Raw genomic sequence first — 21,390 nt, 5'->3', positions numbered from 1 at the left:
ACCATGAAAAACCTGATTGATGGCTTCCTGAAATTCCAGAACGAAGCGTTCCCGCAACGCACCGAACTGTTCAAGCATCTGGCGACCACCCAGCAGCCTGGCACCTTGTTCATTACCTGTTCCGACAGCCGTGTGGTGCCGGAACTGCTGACCCAGCAAGAACCGGGCGAACTGTTTGTGATCCGCAACGCCGGCAATATCGTGCCGTCCTATAGCCCGCATCCGGGCGGTGTTTCGGCGACGGTGGAATATGCTGTGGCGGTACTGGGCGTGACCGACATCGTGATCTGCGGCCATTCGGACTGTGGCGCAATGACCGCGATTGCCCAGTGCAAATGCATGGATCACCTGCCGGCCGTCAGCGGCTGGCTGCAGCATGCCGAATCGGCAAAAGTGGTGAATGAAGCACGGCCGCATGTCAATGACGCGGCGAAGTTGAGTTCGATGGTGCGTGAAAACGTGATCGCGCAACTGGCGAACATCCAGACCCACCCGAGCGTGCGCCTGGCCCAGGAGAAAGGATTGCTGAACCTGCATGGCTGGGTGTACGACATCGAGACTGGCTCGATCGATGCGCTCTCCTCGGACCGCCGCACCTTTGTGCCGCTGGCCGAGCAACCGGCGACGTGCGCCGTTCAGGCAAACACCAGCGCAGCCGCCTGATACAAATCCGCCGAGGTGAAAAAGAACTTGTGGCGAGGGGATTTATCCCCGATGGACTGCGCAGCAGGCCCAATCTCTTGGGGCCGCTGCGCGCGCCATCGGGGATAAATCCCCTCGCCACAGGACCGGTGCGGATCAACCAGGATGAGGCATTTTCAGCGTTTTACGGTGAGGTCGATCTGGCTCATGCGGCTGCGTACCGTGAACACGCCATCGCCAGACAGAATCGCACTGCGCGCAAACAACCGCCCGCTCTCCCAGTTCGAAAGCCCCAGTTCCGGCTTGTTCAGCGCGTATTGGCCGTCGACCCAACGGGTAATGCCATTGCCCACGAACGGCGCATTGACCGCGTTGTAGAAGCGTTCCTGAGCCTGCGCATCTTCGCTGATCAGCGACACGGTGAATTGCGGGCTGTAGCGGTTGAACAGCGCAATCGCCTGATCCAGATCGTCGACGATCATCAGACTGACTTCCGGGGTCTCCTCCCATTCCCACTCACGGCCAAGGTCAGATTCCGCCAGCGGCTCGGCCAGTGCTTCGGTCTGATAACCCTCGGCGCGGTAGACCTCGACCGTCGCGCTTTGCCAATCGCTCGGCAGGTAACTCTGACTGCCTTCGACGATGTGCAATTTGCAGCCCTGCCCGCGTGCGCTGCCCGCCTGCTTCAGCGCATCGAGGAACAGCGGCACCAATTCTGCAGCGCGGTCGCGCTGAATCAGGCAGACGTTTAACGTGTTGCAGACCTTGCGATCCAGTGAGTTGCGCACCACCGCGGCAAAGCGTTTGGCGTCGGCATCACGATCAGCAATCAACCACGCCCCACCGGTGCCGTGCAGGCTGACCGCCGTCCCTGCCTGCTGAGCGATGCTGCCCAACTGACTGACCGCGCGCCCCGATCCACGGGCCACCGCCAACGACAGACGCCGATCAGCGAACATCGCCCAACCGGCCGCGTGATTGACGCTTTCGACCAGCGACACCGCACCCGCCGGCAAACCGGCCGCTGCCAGCGCCGGGTTCAGCGCATGCTTGACGATGGCTTGCGCGGTGCCCAGTGCATCACTGCCAATCCGTAGCACCGCCGTGTTACCAGTGCGCAAAACGCCGGCCGCGTCGGCAAACACGTTCGGGCGACCTTCGAAGACAAACGCGACGATGCCCAGCGGCGACACCACTTGCTCGACCTTCCAGCCCTCGTGTTCAACGCTGCTGATTACTTTGCCGCGCGTTGCCGGGGCATCGCGCCACGCCCGCAGGCCGGCGATCATGTCGCCGCGCATGCGCTCATCGGCGAGCAGACGCGTGGTGGAGCGTCCGCGCGCCTTGGCCCGCTCGATATCGGCGAGGTTGGCGGCGGCGATCTGCGCCCAGCAATCGGGCGTTTCCAGACGCTGCGCAAACAGATCGAAGAACTGACTGATCGCCTCGTCGGACACCGCCGACAACGCGGTAAACGCCGCAGCGGCGCGCTCGATGGCCACTGACGCCGCTTGTTGATCCGCCACCGGAATCAGCAACAGCTCGCCACTCACCTGCTCCACCAACAGGTGGTCACCGGGCTGAAAGCGCGCCGCCAGTTCGGGGCTGACCACGGTCACGCGGTTACCAGCGAAAGGGATCGGCGTGCCAGCGACTAGACGTTCGAGCGCAAGAGACATGAAGCGGATTCACCATGCAGAGGGCGGCCGGAAAATGTATAGGAATTTTCGCTGAAAAACACCTTCCGCAAACACCTCGGTCCCTGTGAGAGCTGGCTTGCCAACGATGGCGGTGGGTCAGCGACATCCATGTTTGCTGAGCGGACGCCATCGCTGGCAAGCCAGGCTCCCACAGGTTTTTTTGTTGTGTTTGATTCTTGCGGGTCATGCCTGAAACGCTATTGAAAAACCTGCCAGAGAAACCTGTGGGAGCTGGCTTGCCAGCGATGAGGCCGGCACATCCAGCATTAATATAGCCAGCCCCACCGCCATCGCTGGCAAGCCAGCTCCCACAGAGTTTTGCAGTGTATGGATGATCGGATCAGAACACTGACCAACCAATCCGCGAACTGAGCATCTCCAGCGCCGCCATCCCCGCCAGTGAGTTCCCCGCAGCGTTCAACTCCGGCGACCACACGCACACTGTGAACTGCCCCGGCACCACTGCGACGATGCCGCCGCCGACGCCACTCTTGCCCGGCAGACCGACGCGATAAGCGAAGTTGCCCGCCTCGTCGTACAGGCCACTGGTGGCCATGATCGAGTTGACTTGCTGGGTCTGGCGGCGCGTGAGGATCTGCTCGCCGCTGTGTTTGCAGTAACCGTCATTGGCCAGGAAACAGAACGCCCGGGCCAGATCGATGCAGTTCATGCGCAGCGCGCAGTGGCTGAAATAACTGCGCAGCACCGATTCGACATCGTTGTGGAAGTTGCCGAAGGATTGCATCAGGTAAGCCATCGCCGCGTTGCGCGCGCGGTGCTGGTATTCGGAATCGGCGACTTTGCCGTCGATCATGATCTGCGGGTTACCCGACAGGCGCCGGACGAAATCGCGCATCGACAGGGTTGGCGCGGCAAAGCGCGACTGGTTGATGTCGCAGATCACCAGCGCGCCGGCATTGATAAAGGGATTACGCGGGCGTCCGCGCTCGAATTCCAGTTGCACCAGTGAGTTGAACGGCTGACCGGACGGCTCATGGCCAAGGCGTTCCCAGATCGCCTCGCCGGAATGCTCGATGGCCTGCACCAGGCTGAACACCTTGGAAATACTCTGCACCGAGAACGGTGTCTCGGCGTCGCCTGCGCAGTACATCTCACCGTCGTTGCCGTACACGGCGATGCCCAGCTGATTGGCCGGCACGGTGCCGAGGGCGGGAATGTAGTCAGCCACTTTGCCCTGCCCGATCAGGGGCCGGACAGCGTCAAGGATCTCGTTCAACAGCGCTTGCATGCCGGGTTCCGAAGTCTCGCCCCATGGGATTGCGGGGACACTGGGGCTAGACGCTGCCGGCGCCTGTCGCATCACACCGGCAGGCGTCGCGCAAAATGCTCTAGGCTCAAACGCACACCCCTGCTAACGGAGAGCACCCATGCACCTCGAAGGCTCCTGCCATTGCGGCGCGGTTTCGTTCAGCCTCATCAGCGCCCACCCCTACCCTTATCAACGCTGCTACTGCTCGATCTGCCGAAAGACTCAGGGCGGTGGCGGCTATGCGATCAACCTCGGCGGCGACGCGAGCAGCCTCAAGGTGCGCGGACGCAAACACATCAGCATCTACCACGCGCGCATGAAGGAGGAAGGCGAAAAACGCGCTCATCGCAGCACCGCCGAGCGGCATTTCTGCTCGTTGTGCGGCAGTGCTCTATGGCTGTTCAGCCCGGAGTGGCCGGAACTGATCCACCCGTTCGCCTCGGCCATCGACACGCCGTTGCCGGTGCCACCGGAATACACCCATTTGATGCTCGGTTCAAAAGCACCATGGGTCGAAGTCGAGGCCAAGCCCGGGGATCAACAGTTCGAGGTCTATCCCGAAGAATCCATCGCGCAATGGCACGAACGCCTCGGTTTGACCCGATAGATAATCTTCAGCATTCCTCGCCCCCTGTGGGAGCTGGCTTGCCAGCGATAGCGTTGGAACAGTCAACATTGATGTTGAATAGGTGGCCGTCATCGCTGGCAAGCCAGCTCCCACAAGGTTCTTTTTTCACCTTTGGATTTTTGTAGTTCCCTTTTCCCGCACTCGTTCGGTTAACCCTTCAGAAGCACTTCAACTACCGATCGATTCGATGCAAAGGGATCTCCATGTCGCACGTCCGTTTTCGTTTTGCCTTGTGCCCGCTTGCGGCCGCTCTGCTGAGCCTTTCTTCCCACGCGGCTGAAACGCCGGCAAAAAACGACCAGGCTTTGCAGTTGGGCGCGACCAATATTTCCGCCCAGGGCCTCGGCGCCACCACCGAAGACACACGCTCCTACACCACCGGCGCGATGTCTTCGGCCACCGGCCTGCCGCTGTCGATCCGCGAAACCCCGCAATCGGTGACGGTGATCACCCGCCAGCAAATGGATGATCGCGGCGTGCAGAGCGTCGGCGATGCACTGCGCAACACCCCCGGCATTTCGACGCAGAAGTACGACAGCGACCGCACCGAATTCTCCGCACGCGGCCTCGCCATCACCAACTTCCAGTACGACGGCATCAACATTCCCTACGACGGCGTCTACGGTGAAAACCCCAACAACGGCGACGACGCAGCAAGCATCGACCGTATCGAAATCATCAAAGGCGCGTCCGGCCTGATGACCGGCTCCGGCGACCCATCGGCCACGGTCAACCTGATCCGCAAGAAACCCACCAAGGAATTCAAAGCCTCGATCAGCGGCACCATCGGCTCGTGGGACGCCTACCGCACCGTCGGTGATATCTCCGGTTCGCTGACCGATTCCGGCAATGTGCGCGGGCGCTTCATCGGTGCGTATTCGGACAAGAATTCCTACCTCGATCACTACAGCCAGCGCAAAGACCTGTTCTACGGCATCCTCGAAGCCGACCTCAGCGACGACACCCTGCTGACCTTCGGCGTCGACAAGTCCAGCACCACCCCACGCGGCAGTTCGTGGACCGGTAACCCGGTGTACTTCGCCGATGGCGGGCGCACCGATTTCCCGCGTCACTTCAACTCCGCCGCGGACTGGAGCCGTCGCGACTTCGACAACATCACCTACTTCGCCTCGCTCGAACAGGCGCTGGCCAATGACTGGAAGTTCAAGGTCACGCTCGATCAGAAAACCACCGATCACGACACGCGCCTGGCCTCGGCCAGCGGCGGCAACCCGAATCGTGCCAGCGGCGAAGGCATGTTCCTGTACTGGGGACGCTGGGAAGGCCATCGCGTGCAGAACACCGCTGACGTCAACGTCTCCGGACCGTTCACCCTGGGTGGTCGCGAGCATGAACTGATTGCCGGCGTGATGACCTCGCACTCGCGCCAGACCGGCGCGACCTACGACACCAGCGCCTTCTCGCAAGTGCCGGGCAGCATCTACGACTGGGACGGTAATCTGCCGAAACAGGACTTCCCGAAGAACGGCAAATACGAGCGCACCCAGAGCCAGAACGGCGTGTACCTGGCCACGCGTCTGCACCCGACCGACGATCTTTCGGTGATCCTCGGCAGCCGCTTGAGCACCTTCAAGTACAACGAAGACTACCGCTACAACCCGGGCGCCGGCCTCGACGACACTCACACCAGTTACAAGGAACACGGCGTTGTCACGCCTTACGCCGGGGTGATTTATGACCTCGACGACACCTACTCGCTGTACGCCAGTTACACCAGCATCTACCAGCCGCAGACCTACAAGGACAGCAACGGTTCGACCCTCGCGCCGGTCGAGGGCGACAGCTTTGAAGCGGGCCTGAAAGCGGCGTACTTCGACGGTCGCCTGAATGCCAGCCTGGCGTTCTTCCGCATCGAGCAGGATGGCGTCGCCGAATCGATCGGCACCAACGCGGTGACCAACGAAGGCATCTACAAAGCCATCGACGGCGCCACCACCAAAGGTGTCGAACTGGAACTGGCCGGCGAACTGGCCGACGGCTGGAATGTCTCCGCCGGCTACACCTATGCGCGCACCCGTGACGCCGATGAACAGCGCATCTACGGTTATCCGCTGTCGACCACCAAGCCTGAACACACCGTGCGCACCTTCACCACCTATCGCCTGCCGGGCATGCTCGACAAAGTCACCGTCGGCGGCGGCGTGAGCTGGCAGAGCGCGTTTTACGGCAAGATCTACAGCGCGCCAGCCGGCGATTACACAAGCATCAAACAAGGCGGCTACACCCTCGTCGACCTGATGACGCGTTATCAGTACGACGAGCACTTGAGCTTCACCGTCAACGCCAATAACGTCTTCGACAAACGCTACCTGACCGGGCTGGGCAACTTCGACACAACGTTCTACGGCGAGCCGCGCAACCTGATGCTCACCACCAAATGGGACTTCTGATCGCGGCTTAACAGTCTTTGACAGTTTCCCGACAAAGCTGCCAAAGATTGCCGCTCGCCACCCGCCTAGCATGGGCGCATCCACATTCCCCTCGGGTGCCCCATGCTGATGTCGTTTCGCACGTTTTCGTTGTCCCTGACTTCCCTTTGCCTGCTGGTGCCCGACGGTTCGCTGCGCGCCGAAGACTGGCACACCACCCTGCGCGCTGGTGCGGTCAATGCTCCGCGCTACAGCGGCGGCGATGAGCGGGTGACGGCGCCGCTGGTGGCTGTCGAAGTGGTCAGTCCGCAGGGTTTCTTTCTCGACAGCAACCGAGGGCTGGGCTGGGGCTTTGACGAAGAGGATTTCGGTCTCAGCGTTTACGTCGGCGCCAGCGATGTGCGCAAGGATCGCAAGACCGGGTTCAAGGGTTCCGATGAACTGAACGGCATGGGCTCGATCAAGTCGCGCCCGGTGCTGGGCGTGGACGGCCGCTATCACATGGGGCCTATCATTCTCGGCGCGAGTTTCGAGCATGCGCTGGAAAAGGACGACGATGACCACGACACCGGCTCATCGTGGAATCGCCTGAAACTGAGCATCAACCTGCCGCTGTATGAGGGCCGTTTCGGCAAGGTGACCGGCGGATTGAACAGCCAGTTCGGCGACAGCGATTACCTGCGCACCTGGTATGGCGTGAGCACGGCACAGGCTTCGCGCAGTCAGTTCCGGGTTTATGAACCGAAAGCCGGATTGATCAGTCGCGGCGCGGACCTGACCTGGACGTTGCCGATTGATGAGCGCTGGAGCGTGTCGTCAGTGCTGGCGGTGCAGTACCTGAGCCATGAAGCAGCAGACAGCCCGATTGTCGAACGGCGATTGCAGACTTCATTGGCTGGGCAGGTTGAGTACGCCTTCTGAGTGTGCGGTGGGACTGATGGCCTCATCGCTGGCAAGCCAGCTCCCACAGGGTTTTGCGGTGTTTTCGGGCAAGTAGTCACACCACAAAACCTGTGGGAGCTGGCTTGCCAGCGATGGCGTCGGCCATGCCAACACAAGTCAATCCAGATGCGCCCAGGTCATCCGGAACGACGCCCCGCCCCAAGGCGAATCACCGACCTCCACTTGCCCGCCATGGGACTGCGACACCCGTCGCACCAAGGCCAGCCCCAATCCGAACCCACCAGTGCGCCGGTCGCGGCTCGCATCCAGGCGCGAGAACGGTTCGAAAATCTTCTCCCGCCCGTGCACCGGCACGCCCGGCCCATCGTCATTGACCTGCACCTCGTAGTAATCGCCATTGCGCACCAGCGTGACTTCCACTCGTTGCTCGGCATAACGAATCGCATTGCGCAGCAAATTGATCACCGCACGGGCCATGAACCTTGGTTCGATGCGTACCGTTTCGAGCCGGCAATCGCCGATCGACAACTGTACCCCCGCCGCCTCCGCCTCCAGCGCCACACTACCAACCACGCTATCGAGCCAATTGCCCGCCTGAATATTTTCACGCTTGATCACCGTCGCACCGCGCTCAAGACTGGCGTAAGTCAGCAACTCCGAGACCATTTCTTCCAGTTCGCCAAGGTCGGCGTACATGTCGGCGATCAATTCGCGATTCTGACTCGGGTCAGATTGTTGTTTGAGCTGATCAAGCTCGAACGACAGCCGCGCAATCGGTGTACGCAGTTCATGAGAGACCGCATTGGTCAGTTCGCGCTGATTGGCGATCAGACTCTCGATGCGCGCCGCCATCAGGTTGAAGTGCTCGGCCAGGTCGCGGATGTTCGAACGTTTCGACAACTGGATACGCGCCGAAAGATCGTTATCGCCAAAACGCTCGGCGGCCAGGCGCAGTTTTTCCAGATCACGCCAGTGCGGGCGCACCCAGAAAAACAGGACGATACCGATCAGTACCGCGAGCATCCCGTAAGCCGCCGAGATATAGAACGGCATCAGACTCGGCTCCGGCGGCAGCTTGATGCTGAGCACCTGAGAACCGCCGTCGATGTTGCTGATGAACTGCGTGTAGTTGTCACGGATCACCAGAAGATTCTGCATCAGCTGGGCTTTTTCCTCGGCATTCAGGGCCAGTTGATCGGCCTCGACCAGTTTCAGTGTCAGCCCGTAATGCGGGCGCAAGGTTTCCAGTTGCTGCTCGCGATCCGTGCCCTGACGCCCGCGCAAATGATCCACCAGCGACCACGCCTGACCGCGCACCGCTTCACGGTTGTAGGCCTGCATCTGATTGTCGAGCAACGCGTTGAAGGTGTGTTCGACGGTTTGCAGGGCCAACACCAGCCCCACCGTCATCACCAGAAACAGCCCGAGGAATAACCGCAGCATCTACAACTCCCACGCAAACGGATTGAACAGATAACCCTTGCCCCACACGGTCTTGATGCACACCGGCTCGCGAGGATTGTCCTTGAGTTTGTTGCGCAACTTGCTGATGTACACGTCGACGCTGCGGTTCAGGCCATCGAAGGCAATGCCGCGCATGCGGTTGAGGATGTCATCGCGCGACAGCGTATTGCCGGCGGCACTGGCCAGCAGCCACAGCAACTCGAATTCCATGGTGGTCATTTCGATGATCTCGCCCGCCAGGCGCACTTCACGGCAACTGCGGTCGATGCTCAACTGGCCGAACTCAAGAAAACTCACCACGCCACTGTCCGGCACCTGCCGCCGCTGCAAGGCGCGCAACCGGGCCAGCAACACCGGCGGCTTGATCGGTTTGATCACGTAGTCATCGGCACCGGACTCCAAGCCGAGAATATGGTCGAGGTCATCTTCCTTGGCCGTGAGAATCACGATCGGCGTGTCTGACACGCTGCGAATCTCCCGACACACGTGCAGGCCACTCTGCCCCGGCAACATCAGGTCGAGCACCACGACTTTGGGTTTGAACTCCAGAAAAGCGGCCACGGCCAGATCCCCGCGATGCACCGTGCGCACCTCGTAGCCGTGTTGTTCGAGGAAGTGCGCGATCAACGCGGCAAGGCGTTCATCGTCTTCCACCAGCAGGACTTTGCCAAAACCCAGGTTATCCATAACGACCATCTGCCAACCATCTGTGAAGTGGGCGACATTATGGCGGCATTCGCGGGCGAGGCGTTTATCGCAGGCAGCAAAAACCGGCCACGGGGGACGGTTTTCGGTGATGTTTCATACTCTTAAGAGTTTTTAACAATCTACGCCGCCCAATCCGCTTTAGAATCTGAGGTTTACTCGGCGATTAGGCAATCAGCGCTTCATCTAACCTTTGCCCATTTCACCTTCGCCTTTGCGCAAATTTCCGCCATCGGAGCAGTGCCCCTGTGCACCAAACGATGTTCTAAAAAACAAAACAAGCTCTCTTAATAAAATAATTATCATGATACTTTGACTGCTTGGCTGACTAATAACCCACAACCCGTAACTCGTACCCTATGGACGCAGCTATAAGCTAAGGAACCAGCACAAATGCTCGAATCAACATCACGCGACGAACTGAACTTGGCAACGCGAATTTTTGAAGAGGAGCATTTTCAAGACATCAGATTTGCATTTCATTACTATATACCACATCATCGCGACTATAGTACTGAGACCTTTTTTTTAGCCTACTGGCCCGAAATCGTACGATCCAGATGGTTGCTAAAACTAGCAACCACACTGCCATTTGATGTGCGCGAAATAAAAGCGACTCGCAACAACGTGGCAAAAGCAAGAGTTACGGGGGTCACGAGCCTTATTGTCATACCTGCAAACATTGAGTCCATGCACAGTCATGACTCAATGCACACCCCGCCATTAAAAGTCATCCTTTCAGACGAGCGCATGTACTCCCATGTAAAAAACTTTCTATCAAGCGACTACGGAAAAGGCTTTCTACATATATCTATAGCAGAGTCAGCCAGCAAAGAAGAAAAAGACTCCAGCTTAAAAAAAATTAGCAATTATGCGATAGAGCGAGCGCTCGACCTTCTAGCAAAAGGACAAGTTCCACCAGAGTTTGTTACAGCAATTAAAGAAATACTTGCACCCAAAAAAAAGCCCTGGAAGAGACTACCATATCCCGGCTACAACCATGGTGTAACCGTCGCCAACGAAGTTATTGCTAACAGCTTGGAATTAAGCATAATTTCCGAGGGAAAACTTCAGCCACAAAAATATCACGAATACATACCAGCAGTTCTGCGCAGCCTGCAATCTTTATGGAGCTACCGAAAAAATCTTATAGAGCATGCGCCCATTGAGAACCTTCTCTGCATAACGGCAGAACCAATACTTTGGCGAATATATAAAGCAGACGTAGACTCTGAGCTTTTTAACGACAATCAAAACAGCAAAAAACTTATTGCCGGACTAAAAACCTATGTCAAATCAGTAAGAAGATCAGAGGAATACATAAGAAACTTAACAGGTCGAGAGATCGAACACATAACAGACTTAGCATCAGATACTGCTGGAAATTACTTTGTAGCTCTCCATAACCGCGAACTTGAAACCTTCAACCTTTCTACCGGCATACTGGGCATATCGGACCTATGCCCGATCCTTCGCATCGAGCCAAAAATAAACAAAATAAAAGGTGACCTAATCAACTTAGCAAACTGCTCAAGAGGCAATGGACCTCACATCAACTTTAAACTAAACAAACTTGCCAACCAATTACAGATCCGCATGCACTCCCTTATGCATGCCAAGTATTCATCTCTACTCAAAAATAATGTTCCAGAATTTTCAGGAATATCCCTAGTAAGTGACTTACCACTAGAATGGCTACCACTACGAGGACTACCTATAACCTTGAGGTGTGATGTAAGCCGAATCCCAGCCACTCCGGGAAATGCAAGCCTAAGCCAGCTAATAAAAAACAGATACACAACGGTGTCTTTGTCAGATTTCAAAGAGATTTTGGTTGTCCGATCATTCTCAGACACAGACAAAATAAAATTCACACTTGAAGACACCCTTCAACAATGGTCAAGTCGACACCCTGAGTATCCAAACTATAAAATTATAGATGTCGCCACTGCCGAGGAATTCGTAAGCACTGTAAATGATTTCACCGGCGCCTTGATGATTTTTGATGGGCATGGGACGCTGAATAAAAACTCCGACATGGGCTCTATAGTTGTTGGAGGTAGCGAACTCGATGTCTGGAAACTACAGCATCAACTTAAAATGCCGCCTATAGTATTATTGAGTGCATGCGATACAATCCCTATCGACGGCGGGCACGGGTCGTCAGCAAACGGAATGCTTGCACTGGGAGCAATGACTGTAGTCGGCACACTTCTTCCAGTCGACGCATTTCGGTCTGCATCTTTCATTGCAAGGCTTATTTTTAGAATTTCGAAATTACTTCCAAGCATTGTAAATCGCGCAACATATATGCCGTGGCGCGGCTTCATGAGCGGAATGTTGAGAATGACGTTTTGCACCGAGCTTATAGATAACTTAATCAAAGAAACAAAAATCATCTCGACGCACGATCGCCCTGACATCCAACTGATCGCCAATAGCGCCATTAATTCCATGTCGCCCGACTGGTATGAAGATGTTCTCGCAGAAATATGCCGGCGATCAACTCAAGAAAAAAATAAAACGTTAGAACTCTGTAAGTTTTGGGGCAGCATGGTGGAGTCATTGAAATATATACAACTCGGTCGCCCTGAAAAAATAAAACTACGATCAAAAAACATAGACGAGGCAATCTCAATTATTACGGCCAATCGCGGGACCACTTGACAATAACAGCATATTTTCATTCACCTGCCATCTCCTGAAAAACAAAAACCGGTCACGAGGGCCGGTTGATGCTTCACACCAAACCTCAAAACAACATCTCCCGCAAGAGATTCCGAAGATCATGCGGCCGACGGTACACCGCTGTGGAAGCGGAACTCCTCGTCCGGCGACTCGATCAAGTCCTGCTCGGTGGTGCGAACTCTGTCGATCACCTGGGCGATGTCTTTGGCGTCCCCGTACTGATAGGCCAGTTTCAGATAGCCCTGAAAGTGCCGCGCCTCGCTTTTCAGCAAACCGAAGTAAAACTTGCCGAGTTCTTCGTCCAGATGCGGCACCAGTGCTTCGAACCGCTCGCAACTGCGCGCCTCGATAAACGCCCCCACCACCAGCGTATCCACCAGTTTCACCGGCTCGTGGCTGCGCACCACTTTGCGCAGGCCTGACGCGTAGCGCCCGGCATGCAACTGGCGCAGCTCGATCTTGCGGCGTTTCATGATGCGCATGACTTGTTCGTGGTGCACCAGTTCTTCCCGGGCCAGACGCGACATCATGTTGATCAGGTCGACGTGGGAGTGGTACTTGGCTATCAGGCTCAGCGCGGTGCTGGCGGCTTTGAACTCGCAGTTCTTGTGGTCGATCAGCAGGGTTTCCTGATCGGCCAGTGCGGCCTGAACCCAGGCGTCGGGGGTGCGGCAGCCAAGGAATTCGTGGATTTCGGGAAGGATCATGGGGCTCACGGTAAAGGTGTTCGAGCGAAGGGCGCCGATTATACCGGCCTGTCCGCAGACCACCAGCGGCTGGCGTTGATATGCATCAAGTCGCAGCTGTTCGAGCAGCAACTATAGTTGTGCAACGCCGTGCCTTTTCTTTGCTGGAGACTCCGCTCATGCAAGCCATTCGCAGCATTCTGGTGGTCATCGAACCCGAACATTCGGAAAGCCTGGCGCTCAAGCGCGCCAAGCTGATCGCTGGCGTGACCCAGGCCCATCTGCACCTGCTGGTGTGCGACAAGAAGCACGACCACGCCGCCATGCTCAGCGTGCTCAAGGCCGCGCTGCTGGCCGACGGCTACAGCGCGACCACCGAACAGGCGTGGAACGAGAGCCTGCACGAAACCATCATCGACGTGCAGCAGGCCGAGGGTTGCGGGTTGGTGATCAAGCAGCACTTCCCCGACAGCTCGCTGAAAAAAGCCCTGCTGACCCCGGCAGACTGGAAATTGCTGCGCCACTGCCCTACTCCGGTACTTTTGGTGAAAACCGCTGGTTCGTGGAAGGACAAGGTGATTCTGGCGGCGGTCGACGTCGGCAATGTCGACGGTGAGCACCGGCATTTGCACACGACGATCATCGATCACGGCTATGACATTGCCAGTCTGGCCAAAGGGCATTTGCATGTGATCAGCGCCCATCCGTCACCGATGCTCTCCGCCGCCGACCCTACCTTGCAACTGAGTGAAACCATCGAAGCACGTTATCGCGAGCAATGCCGGGCATTTCAGGCCGAATTCGACGTGGATGACGCGCACCTGCACATCGAGGAAGGTCCGGCGGATGTATTGATTCCGTTCATGGCGCACAAGCTGCAGGCTGCGGTGACCGTGATCGGCACGGTGGCGCGCTCGGGATTGTCAGGCGCGTTGATCGGCAACACCGCTGAAGTGGTGCTGGATGCGTTGGAAAGTGATGTGCTGGTGCTCAAGCCGCAGGAGGTTGAGGATCATCTGGTAGAGCTGGCGGTGAAACACTGAGAATTACGGCGCTGATGCGGCCGTCATCGCTGGCAAGCCAGACTCCCACAGTGATTGCGGTGCATTTGGAATCACAAAAACTGTGGGAGTCTGGCTTGCCAGCGATAGCGGTGGGTCAGTCAACATTGATATTGGATGTACCGACCTCATCGCTGGCAAGCCAGCTCCCACAGGTTCTGTTGCTGCCTGCAGAACCGGCATCCGCTTCAATCCCTGCTCGCGAAGCTTCTAGGCGCCGAAGGCGTCTTTCAGGAAGCCGGGGGCGATGTAGCGCTGATAGTGCGCTTCCGACAGCAGGAAGAATTCCCGATCAATGGCATCGCGCAATTCCGGCAGGCTCCAGTCGCGAAATTCCGGCAGCAAGACCATCCCGTAGGCTTCGAGATTAATGATCACCCGCGCCCCCCGGGCGATCAGTTGATAGGCCCAGCAATATTCCGACTGATGCGGCACAAAGCGGATCTTGCGCTGTTCAAGCTGTTGGCGCAGGCGCGCCGAATCAAAGATCTCGACCTTGCTTGCCATCACTTGTGACAGCAATTGCTCCAGCCGCAACCAGACCGCACGCTTTTCCTCCTCGTTGTAACCATTCCAATTGATCACTTCGTGATGGAAACGCTTGCAGCCACGGCACACCAGATCTCCGTAAACAGTGGAGCAGAGGCCGACGCAGGGGGTCTTGATGGTCTGATTGGGCATAAATTGGCAAAACACTGAAACGCGGAACAGGCCCGCATGTTAGCCCTTTGTCGGGCATTGATCACCCCTCAAACGTCAGGGGCAAGCGCTCGGGCAGACTTTTAGCAGGCCCCGCACAACGCCACCAAAGTCCAATAGAGCGCGACTTACCTTTAAATTTTTTTTGCCGTAGAATCAGCCAGCCTTTTAAGGCGCCAATGTCCGTTAGAAGCTGTTTTCAAAGCGTCACGAGCACAGTCGTTCCTTCAGAGCGGTGTTGGCGAGGGGTTTTTCCAGCGGGGAAAAGCCCAACGCCAACCCTCATCAGCTCCCCGTTCTGCAGGCGTAAAACTTTGAAAGCAGCTTCTGTAAGGAATGTTCGGTAATTCTGGCTAAACGGCCCACAACGCCGTGCAGCGCATGAGTACGAGCATTTCGCGACGAGCGTCCCGGACAGCCATTTGGGACCACTGATGAGGGTAATAACTGTGCTTGAAGCCTACCGCAAACATATCGAAGAGCGCGCAGCACTGGGTATCGTTCCCCAGCCGCTTAACGCCGAACAAACTGCAGGCCTGGTCGAGCTGCTGAAGAATCCTCCGGCTGGCGAAGAAGCTTTCCTCGTTGACCTGATCACCAATCGCGTACCACCAGGAGTGGACGAAGCCGCTTACGTCAAAGCCGGTTTCCTGTCGGCTCTGGCCAAAGGCGAAGTTTCCTCCCCTCTGCTGGACAAAAAGCGCGCTGTAGAACTGCTCGGCACCATGCAGGGCGGCTACAACATCGTGACCCTGGTCGAACTGCTGGACGACGCCGAACTGGCGCCAGTGGCCGCCGAAGAACTCAAGCACACCCTGCTGATGTTCGACGCCTTCCACGACGTCGCTGAAAAAGCCAAGAACGGCAACGTTCACGCTAAAGCCGTACTGCAATCCTGGGCTGACGGCGAGTGGTTCAAGAAGCGTCCAGTGCTGGAAGACAAAATCAGCCTGCGCGTGTTCAAGGTCACCGGCGAAACCAACACCGACGACCTGTCCCCTGCTCCGGATGCCTGGTCGCGTCCTGACATCCCGCTGCACGCCCTGGCCATGCTGAAAATGGCCCGTGACGGAATCGTTCCGGACGAGCAAGGCAAGACCGGCCCGATGAAGCAGATCGAAGAAATGCGCGGTCAGGGCTTCCCGATCGCCTACGTTGGTGACGTCGTCGGTACCGGTTCCTCGCGTAAATCCGCGACCAACTCGGTACTGTGGTTCTTCGGCGACGACATTCCTTACGTGCCGAACAAGCGCGCTGGCGGTTTCTGCTTCGGCAGCAAAATCGCTCCGATCTTCTACAACACCATGGAAGATGCCGGCGCACTGCCAATCGAGTTCGACGTTACCAACATGAACATGGGCGATGTAATCGACCTGTACCCGCACGCTGGCAAAGTCTGCAAGCACGGTACCGACGAAGTCATCACCACCTTCGAAATGAAGACCCCTGTGCTGTTGGACGAAGTCCGTGCCGGCGGCCGTATCCCGCTGATCATCGGCCGTGGCCTGACCGAGAAGGCTCGCGCCGAACTGGGTCTGCCCGCATTCGATCTGTTCAAGAAGCCTGAAGCTCCGGCTGAAAGCACCAAGGGTTTCACCCTGGCGCAGAAAATGGTCGGTAAGGCTTGCGGTCTGGCAGAAGGCCAGGGCGTTCGTCCTGGCACCTACTGCGAACCGAAGATGACCACCGTAGGTTCTCAGGACACCACCGGTCCAATGACCCGTGACGAACTGAAAGACCTGGCGTGCCTGGGCTTCTCCGCTGATCTGGTGATGCAGTCGTTCTGCCACACCGCGGCCTATCCAAAGCCGATCGACGTGACCACCCACCACACCCTGCCTGACTTCATCATGACCCGCGGCGGTGTTTCCCTGCGTCCGGGCGACGGCATCATCCACTCGTGGCTGAACCGCATGCTGCTGCCAGATACCGTCGGTACCGGTGGTGACTCGCACACCCGTTTCCCGATGGGCATCTCGTTCCCGGCCGGTTCCGGTCTGGTCGCGTTCGCTGCCGCCACCGGTGTTATGCCGCTGGACATGCCGGAATCGATCCTGGTGCGCTTCAAAGGCAAAATGAAACCTGGCATCACCCTGCGTGACCTGGTTCATGCCATTCCGTACTTCGCTATCCAGAACGGTCTGCTGACCGTAGAGAAGAAAGGCAAGAAAAACGCCTTCTCCGGCCGCATCCTGGAAATCGAAGGTCTGGAAGGTCTGACCCTGGAACAGGCGTTCGAACTGTCCGACGCCTCGGCCGAACGTTCGGCTGCCGGTTGCACCATCAAGCTGTCGAAAGAATCGATCACCGAGTACCTGAACTCCAACATCACCCTGCTGCGCTGGATGATCGGTGAAGGTTACGGCGATGCGCGTACCCTGGAACGTCGTGCTCAAGCGATGGAAGCCTGGGTTGCCAACCCGGAACTGATGGAAGCCGATGCCGACGCCGAATACGCCGAAGTCATCGAAATCGATCTGGCCGACATCAGCGAGCCTGTACTGTGCGCGCCGAACGATCCGGACGACGCCCGTCTGCTGTCCAGCGTTGCTGGCGAGAAGATCGACGAAGTGTTCATCGGTTCGTGCATGACCAACATCGGTCACTTCCGCGCTGCCGGTAAACTGCTGGATCAGGTCAAGGGTCAGCTGCCAACCCGTCTGTGGCTGTCGCCGCCGACCAAGATGGACGCTCACCAACTGACCGAAGAAGGCTACTACGGCATCTACGGCAAGGCTGGCGCACGCATGGAAATGCCAGGCTGCTCGCTGTGCATGGGTAACCAGGCACGCGTTGAGCCGAACAGCACCGTGGTCTCCACTTCGACCCGTAACTTCCCGAACCGTCTGGGCGACGGCGCGAACGTCTACCTGGCTTCGGCCGAGCTGGCGTCCGTTGCTTCGATCCTGGGTCGCCTGCCGACCGTCGAGGAGTACATGGAATACGCTGGCAAGATCGACAGCATGGCGGCCGATATCTACCGCTACCTGTCCTTCGACCAGATCGCCGAGTTCCGTGAAGCTGCTGCGAACGCCAACATCCCGGTCGTTCAAGCCTAACGCTGCAACGCAATGAAAAACGCCGCCCATCGTGAGATGAGCGGCGTTTTTTTATGCCTGCTGCATAGTCAGTGCCTGTCCCGGCCTCATCGCTGGCAAGCCAGCTCCCACAGGTGAGCTGTGCTGAGGTTCACCCCAATCCCTGTGGGAGCTGGCTTGCCAGCGATGGGGCCAGCCCATTCAACCTGTTCAAGTGTTGAGCTTGAGGGCTTTCTGCACAGCGCCATCAACGCTCAAGCCACTGAGGATCACGCCGTTGGCCTGCACTTCGGGCAACGCCTCCAGCACCACCAACGCCCCATGCTTGAGTCGCGCCAGAATCAGCCGTTTGCCTTCCTGACGCACCCGCAAAAAGAATTCCTGCATCGCCTCGATGCTGGTGCCATCCAGATCCGGAGTTTCCTCCAGACTCAAAATCACTGTGTGCACAGGCGCATCCGAATGCCGAGTCAAGCGTAACGCCGCGCCGAGGATCCGCTCGACATTGGCGAAGAACAACGCCTCGCCCGGCCGGACGATCAACACCCCCGGCTCGCTGGTTGCCGTCGGATGGCGCTGTTGATCGACAAAGTCATGCCCGCCATCAATTCGCCCCAGCACCTGAATATCCGCCGACGACATTTGCTTGAGCATCAGCAAGACACTGATCGCCACCGCCACCAGCAAACCGTCGAGTACACCGAGCACCAGCACCGCCGCCACTGCGCACAACACCAGCACACGGTCGCGACGCCAGACGAAGTAACGCCCCAATGGCTGCAGACTCAAACCGCGCCCCAACGCGTGCATGACAATCGCCGCCAAAACCGGTTCAGGGGTCAAAGCGATCCACGGCAACACGGTCAGCACGATGATCAGCACCACCAACGCCGCCACCCCGCCGGCCCAACGTGAAGTGGCGCCCGCCGCTTCATTTGCCGACGTCGCCGAATAACCCGCCCCCGCCGGCATGCCATGGAACAACCCGGACACCAGGTTTGACGCGCCCAGCGCCAGCAAATCGCGATTGGACGTCACGCGGTCACCATGTTTGAGCGCGTACGAACTGATCGAGCCGTAAGACTCCGCGTACAGAATCATCACCAGCGCAAAGCCCACCTCCCCCAACCGCAGCCAGTCGGCGAACGGCAGCACCGGCAGGTTGGGGACTTCCAGGCTGAGGTCGATCATGCCGATCATCTTCACACCGTACGCCGGCAAGCTCAGCCATTGGCCGGCGGCGATGCCGATCACCACTACCAGCAAACCACCGGGCAATCGTGGCAACCGCGAAAACGCCGCCAACAGAATCAACGCCACTGCCGCCACTGCCGCCGCCGGCCAGTTCCATTGCGGCAACTGTTCAAGTAATTGCGGGGCGAAGCGCACCAGATTGGCGTCGGTCAGGTGCACGCCGACCACACTGGCGACCTGCTTGAGAATGATCGTCAGCGCCAGGCCGAAGGCAAACCCGCGCAACACCGGTTTGGCAATGAACGCCGTGACGCTGCCCAGACGAAAGATCCCGGCCAGCACAAACAGCGCGCCCGTGACCAATACCAGACCGACCGCCAGCGTCGCGCGCAATTGCGGATCACCATTGGCCAGCGTTGCCGTGGCCGCCGCCAGTACGGCCGCGGAGGATGACGTCGCCGAAACAATGGCAAAACGACTGGTACCGAACAGCCCGTAACAGAGCAACCCGGCAAACAGAGCGATCACCCCGGCCTGCGGCGCCAGCGCGGCGATGGTCGAGTAGGCTACGGCTTCGGGCAGCAACAGCCCGGCAATCGACAGACCGGCGAGTACATCCCGCCAGCGATTGGGTGATTCAACAGGTTGTGGGGCGCTCGACAATCCACTGTCTCCAGACGAAAAAAAACCGCTGTGCGCATCACGCACAGCGGCCACTGTAGCTGAGTCTTCGAGGCTTTGGCTTACGCCGTCAGCGAATAAATCACCGCCGAAATTGCCACCAGACCTACTGCGGTCACGAACACGTTCGACGCCTTGCCGCGATAGCGCGCCATCGCTGGCACTTTACGAATCGCGTACATCGGCATCAGGAACAGGATCGCCGCGATCACCGGACCACCAACGGCCTCGATCATGCCAAGAATGCTCGGGTTCCAGGTTGCGACGATCCAGCAGATCACCAGCATGAACGCCGCCACAATGCGATCCAGAGCCTTTGCGCCCGGACGCTTGCCACTTTTGATGATCAAGCCCTTCAGACCTTCGCTGGCACCGATGTAGTGACCGAGGAACGACTTGGAGATCGCCACGAACGCAATCAACGGCGCCGCGAACTCAATAGTCGGATTGTTGAAGTGGTTGGCCAGGTACGACAGGATCGACAGGTTCTGCGCCTTGGCTTCAGCCAGTTGTTCCGGCGACAGGGTCAGCACGCAACTGAAGACGAAGAACAGCACCATCACCACCATCAACAGGTGGGCACGGCAGAGGATCTGCGAGCTGCGCTGGTCGGCGTTAACGCCGTAACGACGCTTCTGATCCACCGCAAACGCCGAGATGATCGGCGAGTGGTTGAACGAGAACACCATCACCGGAATCGCCAGCCACATCGTGTGCAGCAACGCCGATGGCGCCGGCACTTGCGAAGCGGTGGCGAGGATGCCGCCGTTCCAGTGCGGAATCAGGTACACGGCGAGGAACAACAGCGCAACGATGAACGGGTACACCATCAGGCTCATCGCCTTGACGATCGCCTGCTCGCCGCAACGCACCACGGCCAGCAGGCCGAGGATCAGCACCAACGACAGCCAGATGCGCGGTGGCGGCATGATATGCAATTGATGTTCGAGGAAACTGGCGACCGTGTTGGTCAGGCCGACGCTGTAGATCAGCAGGATCGGGAAGATCGCGAAGAAGTACAGCAAGGTGATCAGCGCACCGGCCTTGATGCCGAAATGCTCCTCGACCACGTCGGTGATGTCAGCGCCTTCGCGACCGGAGAGCACAAAACGGGTCAGGCCACGGTGCGCGTAGAACGTCATCGGGAAGGCCAGCAGCGCAAGGACCACCAGCGGCCAGAAGCCACCCAGCCCTGCATTGATCGGCAAAAACAGGGTACCGGCGCCGATGGCCGTCCCGAACAGTCCCAACATCCAGGTGGTGTCCTGGCGATTCCAGCTCGAAAGTTCAGCGGGTGCTGCTGCATCAAAGCGTTGGTCGACGCTTTTGGCCTGATCATTCATCCGGTCGGATCTCCGCATTCCGGTCACTTGCCACTCGGTCAGGACGCGTCGGAAAAAACCGACAGACATGCTCCGGCCGAAACAGGGGCGCGATTCTCCGCGATAAATGAGCAGAAGCAAAGACTTAGCTGAGGAATGGTTGTGCGGAGCAGATCAGTGGGGTGTCGTTTTTGGGAAAATGGCTGTCGGCGCAAGGCATGTGCGGTGTCGTTTTTTGACAACTTCCAGCGCCGACGGCGGATAAAACCTCGTTAGAAAGAACGCATGACTATCAATCCGATTGTGAGGCACGCCAAGC

15 protein-coding genes are annotated in these 21,390 nt (G+C 58.1%); 7 read left to right on the top strand and 8 right to left on the bottom strand.

From position 1 onward, the window contains the following. Positions 1 to 3: 3 nt before the first annotated feature. On the top strand, positions 4 to 663 hold the full coding sequence (locus ACVVH8_RS11575; protein WP_475230205.1) for a carbonic anhydrase: 660 nt from the start codon (positions 4 to 6) through the stop codon (positions 661 to 663). Between the two features lie 155 nt (positions 664 to 818). Here ACVVH8_RS11575 and ACVVH8_RS11570 read toward each other — a convergent pair whose 3' ends face one another. Together ACVVH8_RS11570 and glsB are read right to left on the bottom strand one after the other, a co-directional pair. Beyond that, positions 819 to 2,321 carry an aldehyde dehydrogenase family protein gene (locus tag ACVVH8_RS11570; protein ID WP_475230203.1) on the bottom strand — a complete coding sequence of 501 codons (1,503 nt, stop codon included), beginning with the start codon at positions 2,319 to 2,321 and terminating at the stop codon, positions 819 to 821. 361 nt (positions 2,322 to 2,682) lie between these two features. Further along, positions 2,683 to 3,591: a glutaminase B gene (gene glsB, locus ACVVH8_RS11565; RefSeq protein WP_103303355.1), complete on the bottom strand. Its 909-nt coding sequence runs from the start codon at positions 3,589 to 3,591 to the stop codon at positions 2,683 to 2,685. 139 nt (positions 3,592 to 3,730) lie between these two features. Between glsB and ACVVH8_RS11560 the strand changes: the two genes are divergently transcribed. The 3 genes from ACVVH8_RS11560 (at position 3,731) to ACVVH8_RS11550 (ending at position 7,551) form a co-directional block, all read left to right on the top strand. Beyond that, positions 3,731 to 4,219: a GFA family protein gene (locus tag ACVVH8_RS11560; RefSeq protein ID WP_475230200.1), complete on the top strand. Its 489-nt coding sequence runs from the start codon at positions 3,731 to 3,733 to the stop codon at positions 4,217 to 4,219. A 224-nt stretch (positions 4,220 to 4,443) separates the two neighbouring features. Beyond that, complete coding sequence (locus ACVVH8_RS11555; RefSeq protein ID WP_475230197.1) at positions 4,444 to 6,651, top strand: TonB-dependent siderophore receptor; 2,208 nt, start codon at positions 4,444 to 4,446, stop codon at positions 6,649 to 6,651. A 102-nt stretch (positions 6,652 to 6,753) separates the two neighbouring features. Beyond that, positions 6,754 to 7,551 (top strand): MipA/OmpV family protein, encoded by a 798-nt coding sequence (locus ACVVH8_RS11550; protein WP_475230193.1) that lies wholly within the window; start codon positions 6,754 to 6,756, stop codon positions 7,549 to 7,551. Between the two features lie 138 nt (positions 7,552 to 7,689). On the opposite strand, the gene ACVVH8_RS11545 is transcribed toward ACVVH8_RS11550, so the two are convergent. Beyond that, positions 7,690 to 8,976: an ATP-binding protein gene (locus ACVVH8_RS11545; protein WP_103303351.1), complete on the bottom strand. Its 1,287-nt coding sequence runs from the start codon at positions 8,974 to 8,976 to the stop codon at positions 7,690 to 7,692. Beyond that, a complete protein-coding gene (locus ACVVH8_RS11540; RefSeq protein WP_103303350.1) occupies positions 8,977 to 9,684 on the bottom strand; it encodes a response regulator in 708 nt (235 codons plus the stop codon). Between the two features lie 411 nt (positions 9,685 to 10,095). Between ACVVH8_RS11540 and ACVVH8_RS11535 the strand changes: the two genes are divergently transcribed. Then, the gene (locus ACVVH8_RS11535) at positions 10,096 to 12,369 is read left to right on the top strand and encodes a CHAT domain-containing protein (protein WP_475230190.1); all 2,274 of its coding nucleotides are present in this window, start codon (positions 10,096 to 10,098) and stop codon (positions 12,367 to 12,369) included. A gap of 119 nt (positions 12,370 to 12,488) precedes the next feature. Here the strand turns inward: ACVVH8_RS11535 and ACVVH8_RS11530 are convergent, their stop codons facing one another. After that, complete coding sequence (locus ACVVH8_RS11530; protein WP_475230187.1) at positions 12,489 to 13,097, bottom strand: MiaE family protein; 609 nt, start codon at positions 13,095 to 13,097, stop codon at positions 12,489 to 12,491. 158 nt (positions 13,098 to 13,255) lie between these two features. Between ACVVH8_RS11530 and ACVVH8_RS11525 the strand changes: the two genes are divergently transcribed. Continuing rightward, complete coding sequence (locus ACVVH8_RS11525) at positions 13,256 to 14,119, top strand: universal stress protein (protein ID WP_103303348.1); 864 nt, start codon at positions 13,256 to 13,258, stop codon at positions 14,117 to 14,119. A 228-nt stretch (positions 14,120 to 14,347) separates the two neighbouring features. On the opposite strand, the gene ACVVH8_RS11520 is transcribed toward ACVVH8_RS11525, so the two are convergent. Next, positions 14,348 to 14,818 carry a DUF1289 domain-containing protein gene (locus tag ACVVH8_RS11520; protein ID WP_475230184.1) on the bottom strand — a complete coding sequence of 157 codons (471 nt, stop codon included), beginning with the start codon at positions 14,816 to 14,818 and terminating at the stop codon, positions 14,348 to 14,350. Between the two features lie 467 nt (positions 14,819 to 15,285). Here ACVVH8_RS11520 and acnB point away from each other — a divergent pair, with 467 nt between their 5' ends. After that, on the top strand, positions 15,286 to 17,895 hold the full coding sequence (gene acnB, locus ACVVH8_RS11515; RefSeq protein WP_123532122.1) for a bifunctional aconitate hydratase 2/2-methylisocitrate dehydratase: 2,610 nt from the start codon (positions 15,286 to 15,288) through the stop codon (positions 17,893 to 17,895). Positions 17,896 to 18,084: 189 nt separating this feature from the next. Here acnB and ACVVH8_RS11510 read toward each other — a convergent pair whose 3' ends face one another. Further along, on the bottom strand, positions 18,085 to 19,731 hold the full coding sequence (locus tag ACVVH8_RS11510) for a SulP family inorganic anion transporter (RefSeq protein WP_475230181.1): 1,647 nt from the start codon (positions 19,729 to 19,731) through the stop codon (positions 18,085 to 18,087). Between the two features lie 80 nt (positions 19,732 to 19,811). After that, positions 19,812 to 21,092 carry a serine/threonine transporter gene (locus ACVVH8_RS11505; RefSeq protein WP_475230179.1) on the bottom strand — a complete coding sequence of 427 codons (1,281 nt, stop codon included), beginning with the start codon at positions 21,090 to 21,092 and terminating at the stop codon, positions 19,812 to 19,814. Positions 21,093 to 21,390 lie beyond the last annotated feature (298 nt).

It is taken from the genome of Pseudomonas trutticola BRTCR10 (assembly GCF_056155105.1).
This window is presented reverse-complemented; position numbering and strand designations above follow the sequence as displayed.

What these genes read in the sequence shown, in the direction of transcription:
- ACVVH8_RS11575 (WP_475230205.1), top strand. Translation starts at nt 4, where the DNA reads ATGAAAAACCTGATTGATGGCTTCCTGAAATTCCAGAACGAAGCGTTC.
- ACVVH8_RS11570 (WP_475230203.1), bottom strand. Translation starts at nt 2,321, where the DNA reads ATGTCTCTTGCGCTCGAACGTCTAGTCGCTGGCACGCCGATCCCTTTC.
- glsB (WP_103303355.1), bottom strand. Translation starts at nt 3,591, where the DNA reads ATGCAAGCGCTGTTGAACGAGATCCTTGACGCTGTCCGGCCCCTGATC.
- ACVVH8_RS11560 (WP_475230200.1), top strand. Translation starts at nt 3,731, where the DNA reads ATGCACCTCGAAGGCTCCTGCCATTGCGGCGCGGTTTCGTTCAGCCTC.
- ACVVH8_RS11555 (WP_475230197.1), top strand. Translation starts at nt 4,444, where the DNA reads ATGTCGCACGTCCGTTTTCGTTTTGCCTTGTGCCCGCTTGCGGCCGCT.
- ACVVH8_RS11550 (WP_475230193.1), top strand. Translation starts at nt 6,754, where the DNA reads ATGCTGATGTCGTTTCGCACGTTTTCGTTGTCCCTGACTTCCCTTTGC.
- ACVVH8_RS11545 (WP_103303351.1), bottom strand. Translation starts at nt 8,976, where the DNA reads ATGCTGCGGTTATTCCTCGGGCTGTTTCTGGTGATGACGGTGGGGCTG.
- ACVVH8_RS11540 (WP_103303350.1), bottom strand. Translation starts at nt 9,684, where the DNA reads ATGGATAACCTGGGTTTTGGCAAAGTCCTGCTGGTGGAAGACGATGAA.
- ACVVH8_RS11535 (WP_475230190.1), top strand. Translation starts at nt 10,096, where the DNA reads ATGCTCGAATCAACATCACGCGACGAACTGAACTTGGCAACGCGAATT.
- ACVVH8_RS11530 (WP_475230187.1), bottom strand. Translation starts at nt 13,097, where the DNA reads ATGATCCTTCCCGAAATCCACGAATTCCTTGGCTGCCGCACCCCCGAC.
- ACVVH8_RS11525 (WP_103303348.1), top strand. Translation starts at nt 13,256, where the DNA reads ATGCAAGCCATTCGCAGCATTCTGGTGGTCATCGAACCCGAACATTCG.
- ACVVH8_RS11520 (WP_475230184.1), bottom strand. Translation starts at nt 14,818, where the DNA reads ATGCCCAATCAGACCATCAAGACCCCCTGCGTCGGCCTCTGCTCCACT.
- ACVVH8_RS11505 (WP_475230179.1), bottom strand. Translation starts at nt 21,092, where the DNA reads ATGAATGATCAGGCCAAAAGCGTCGACCAACGCTTTGATGCAGCAGCA.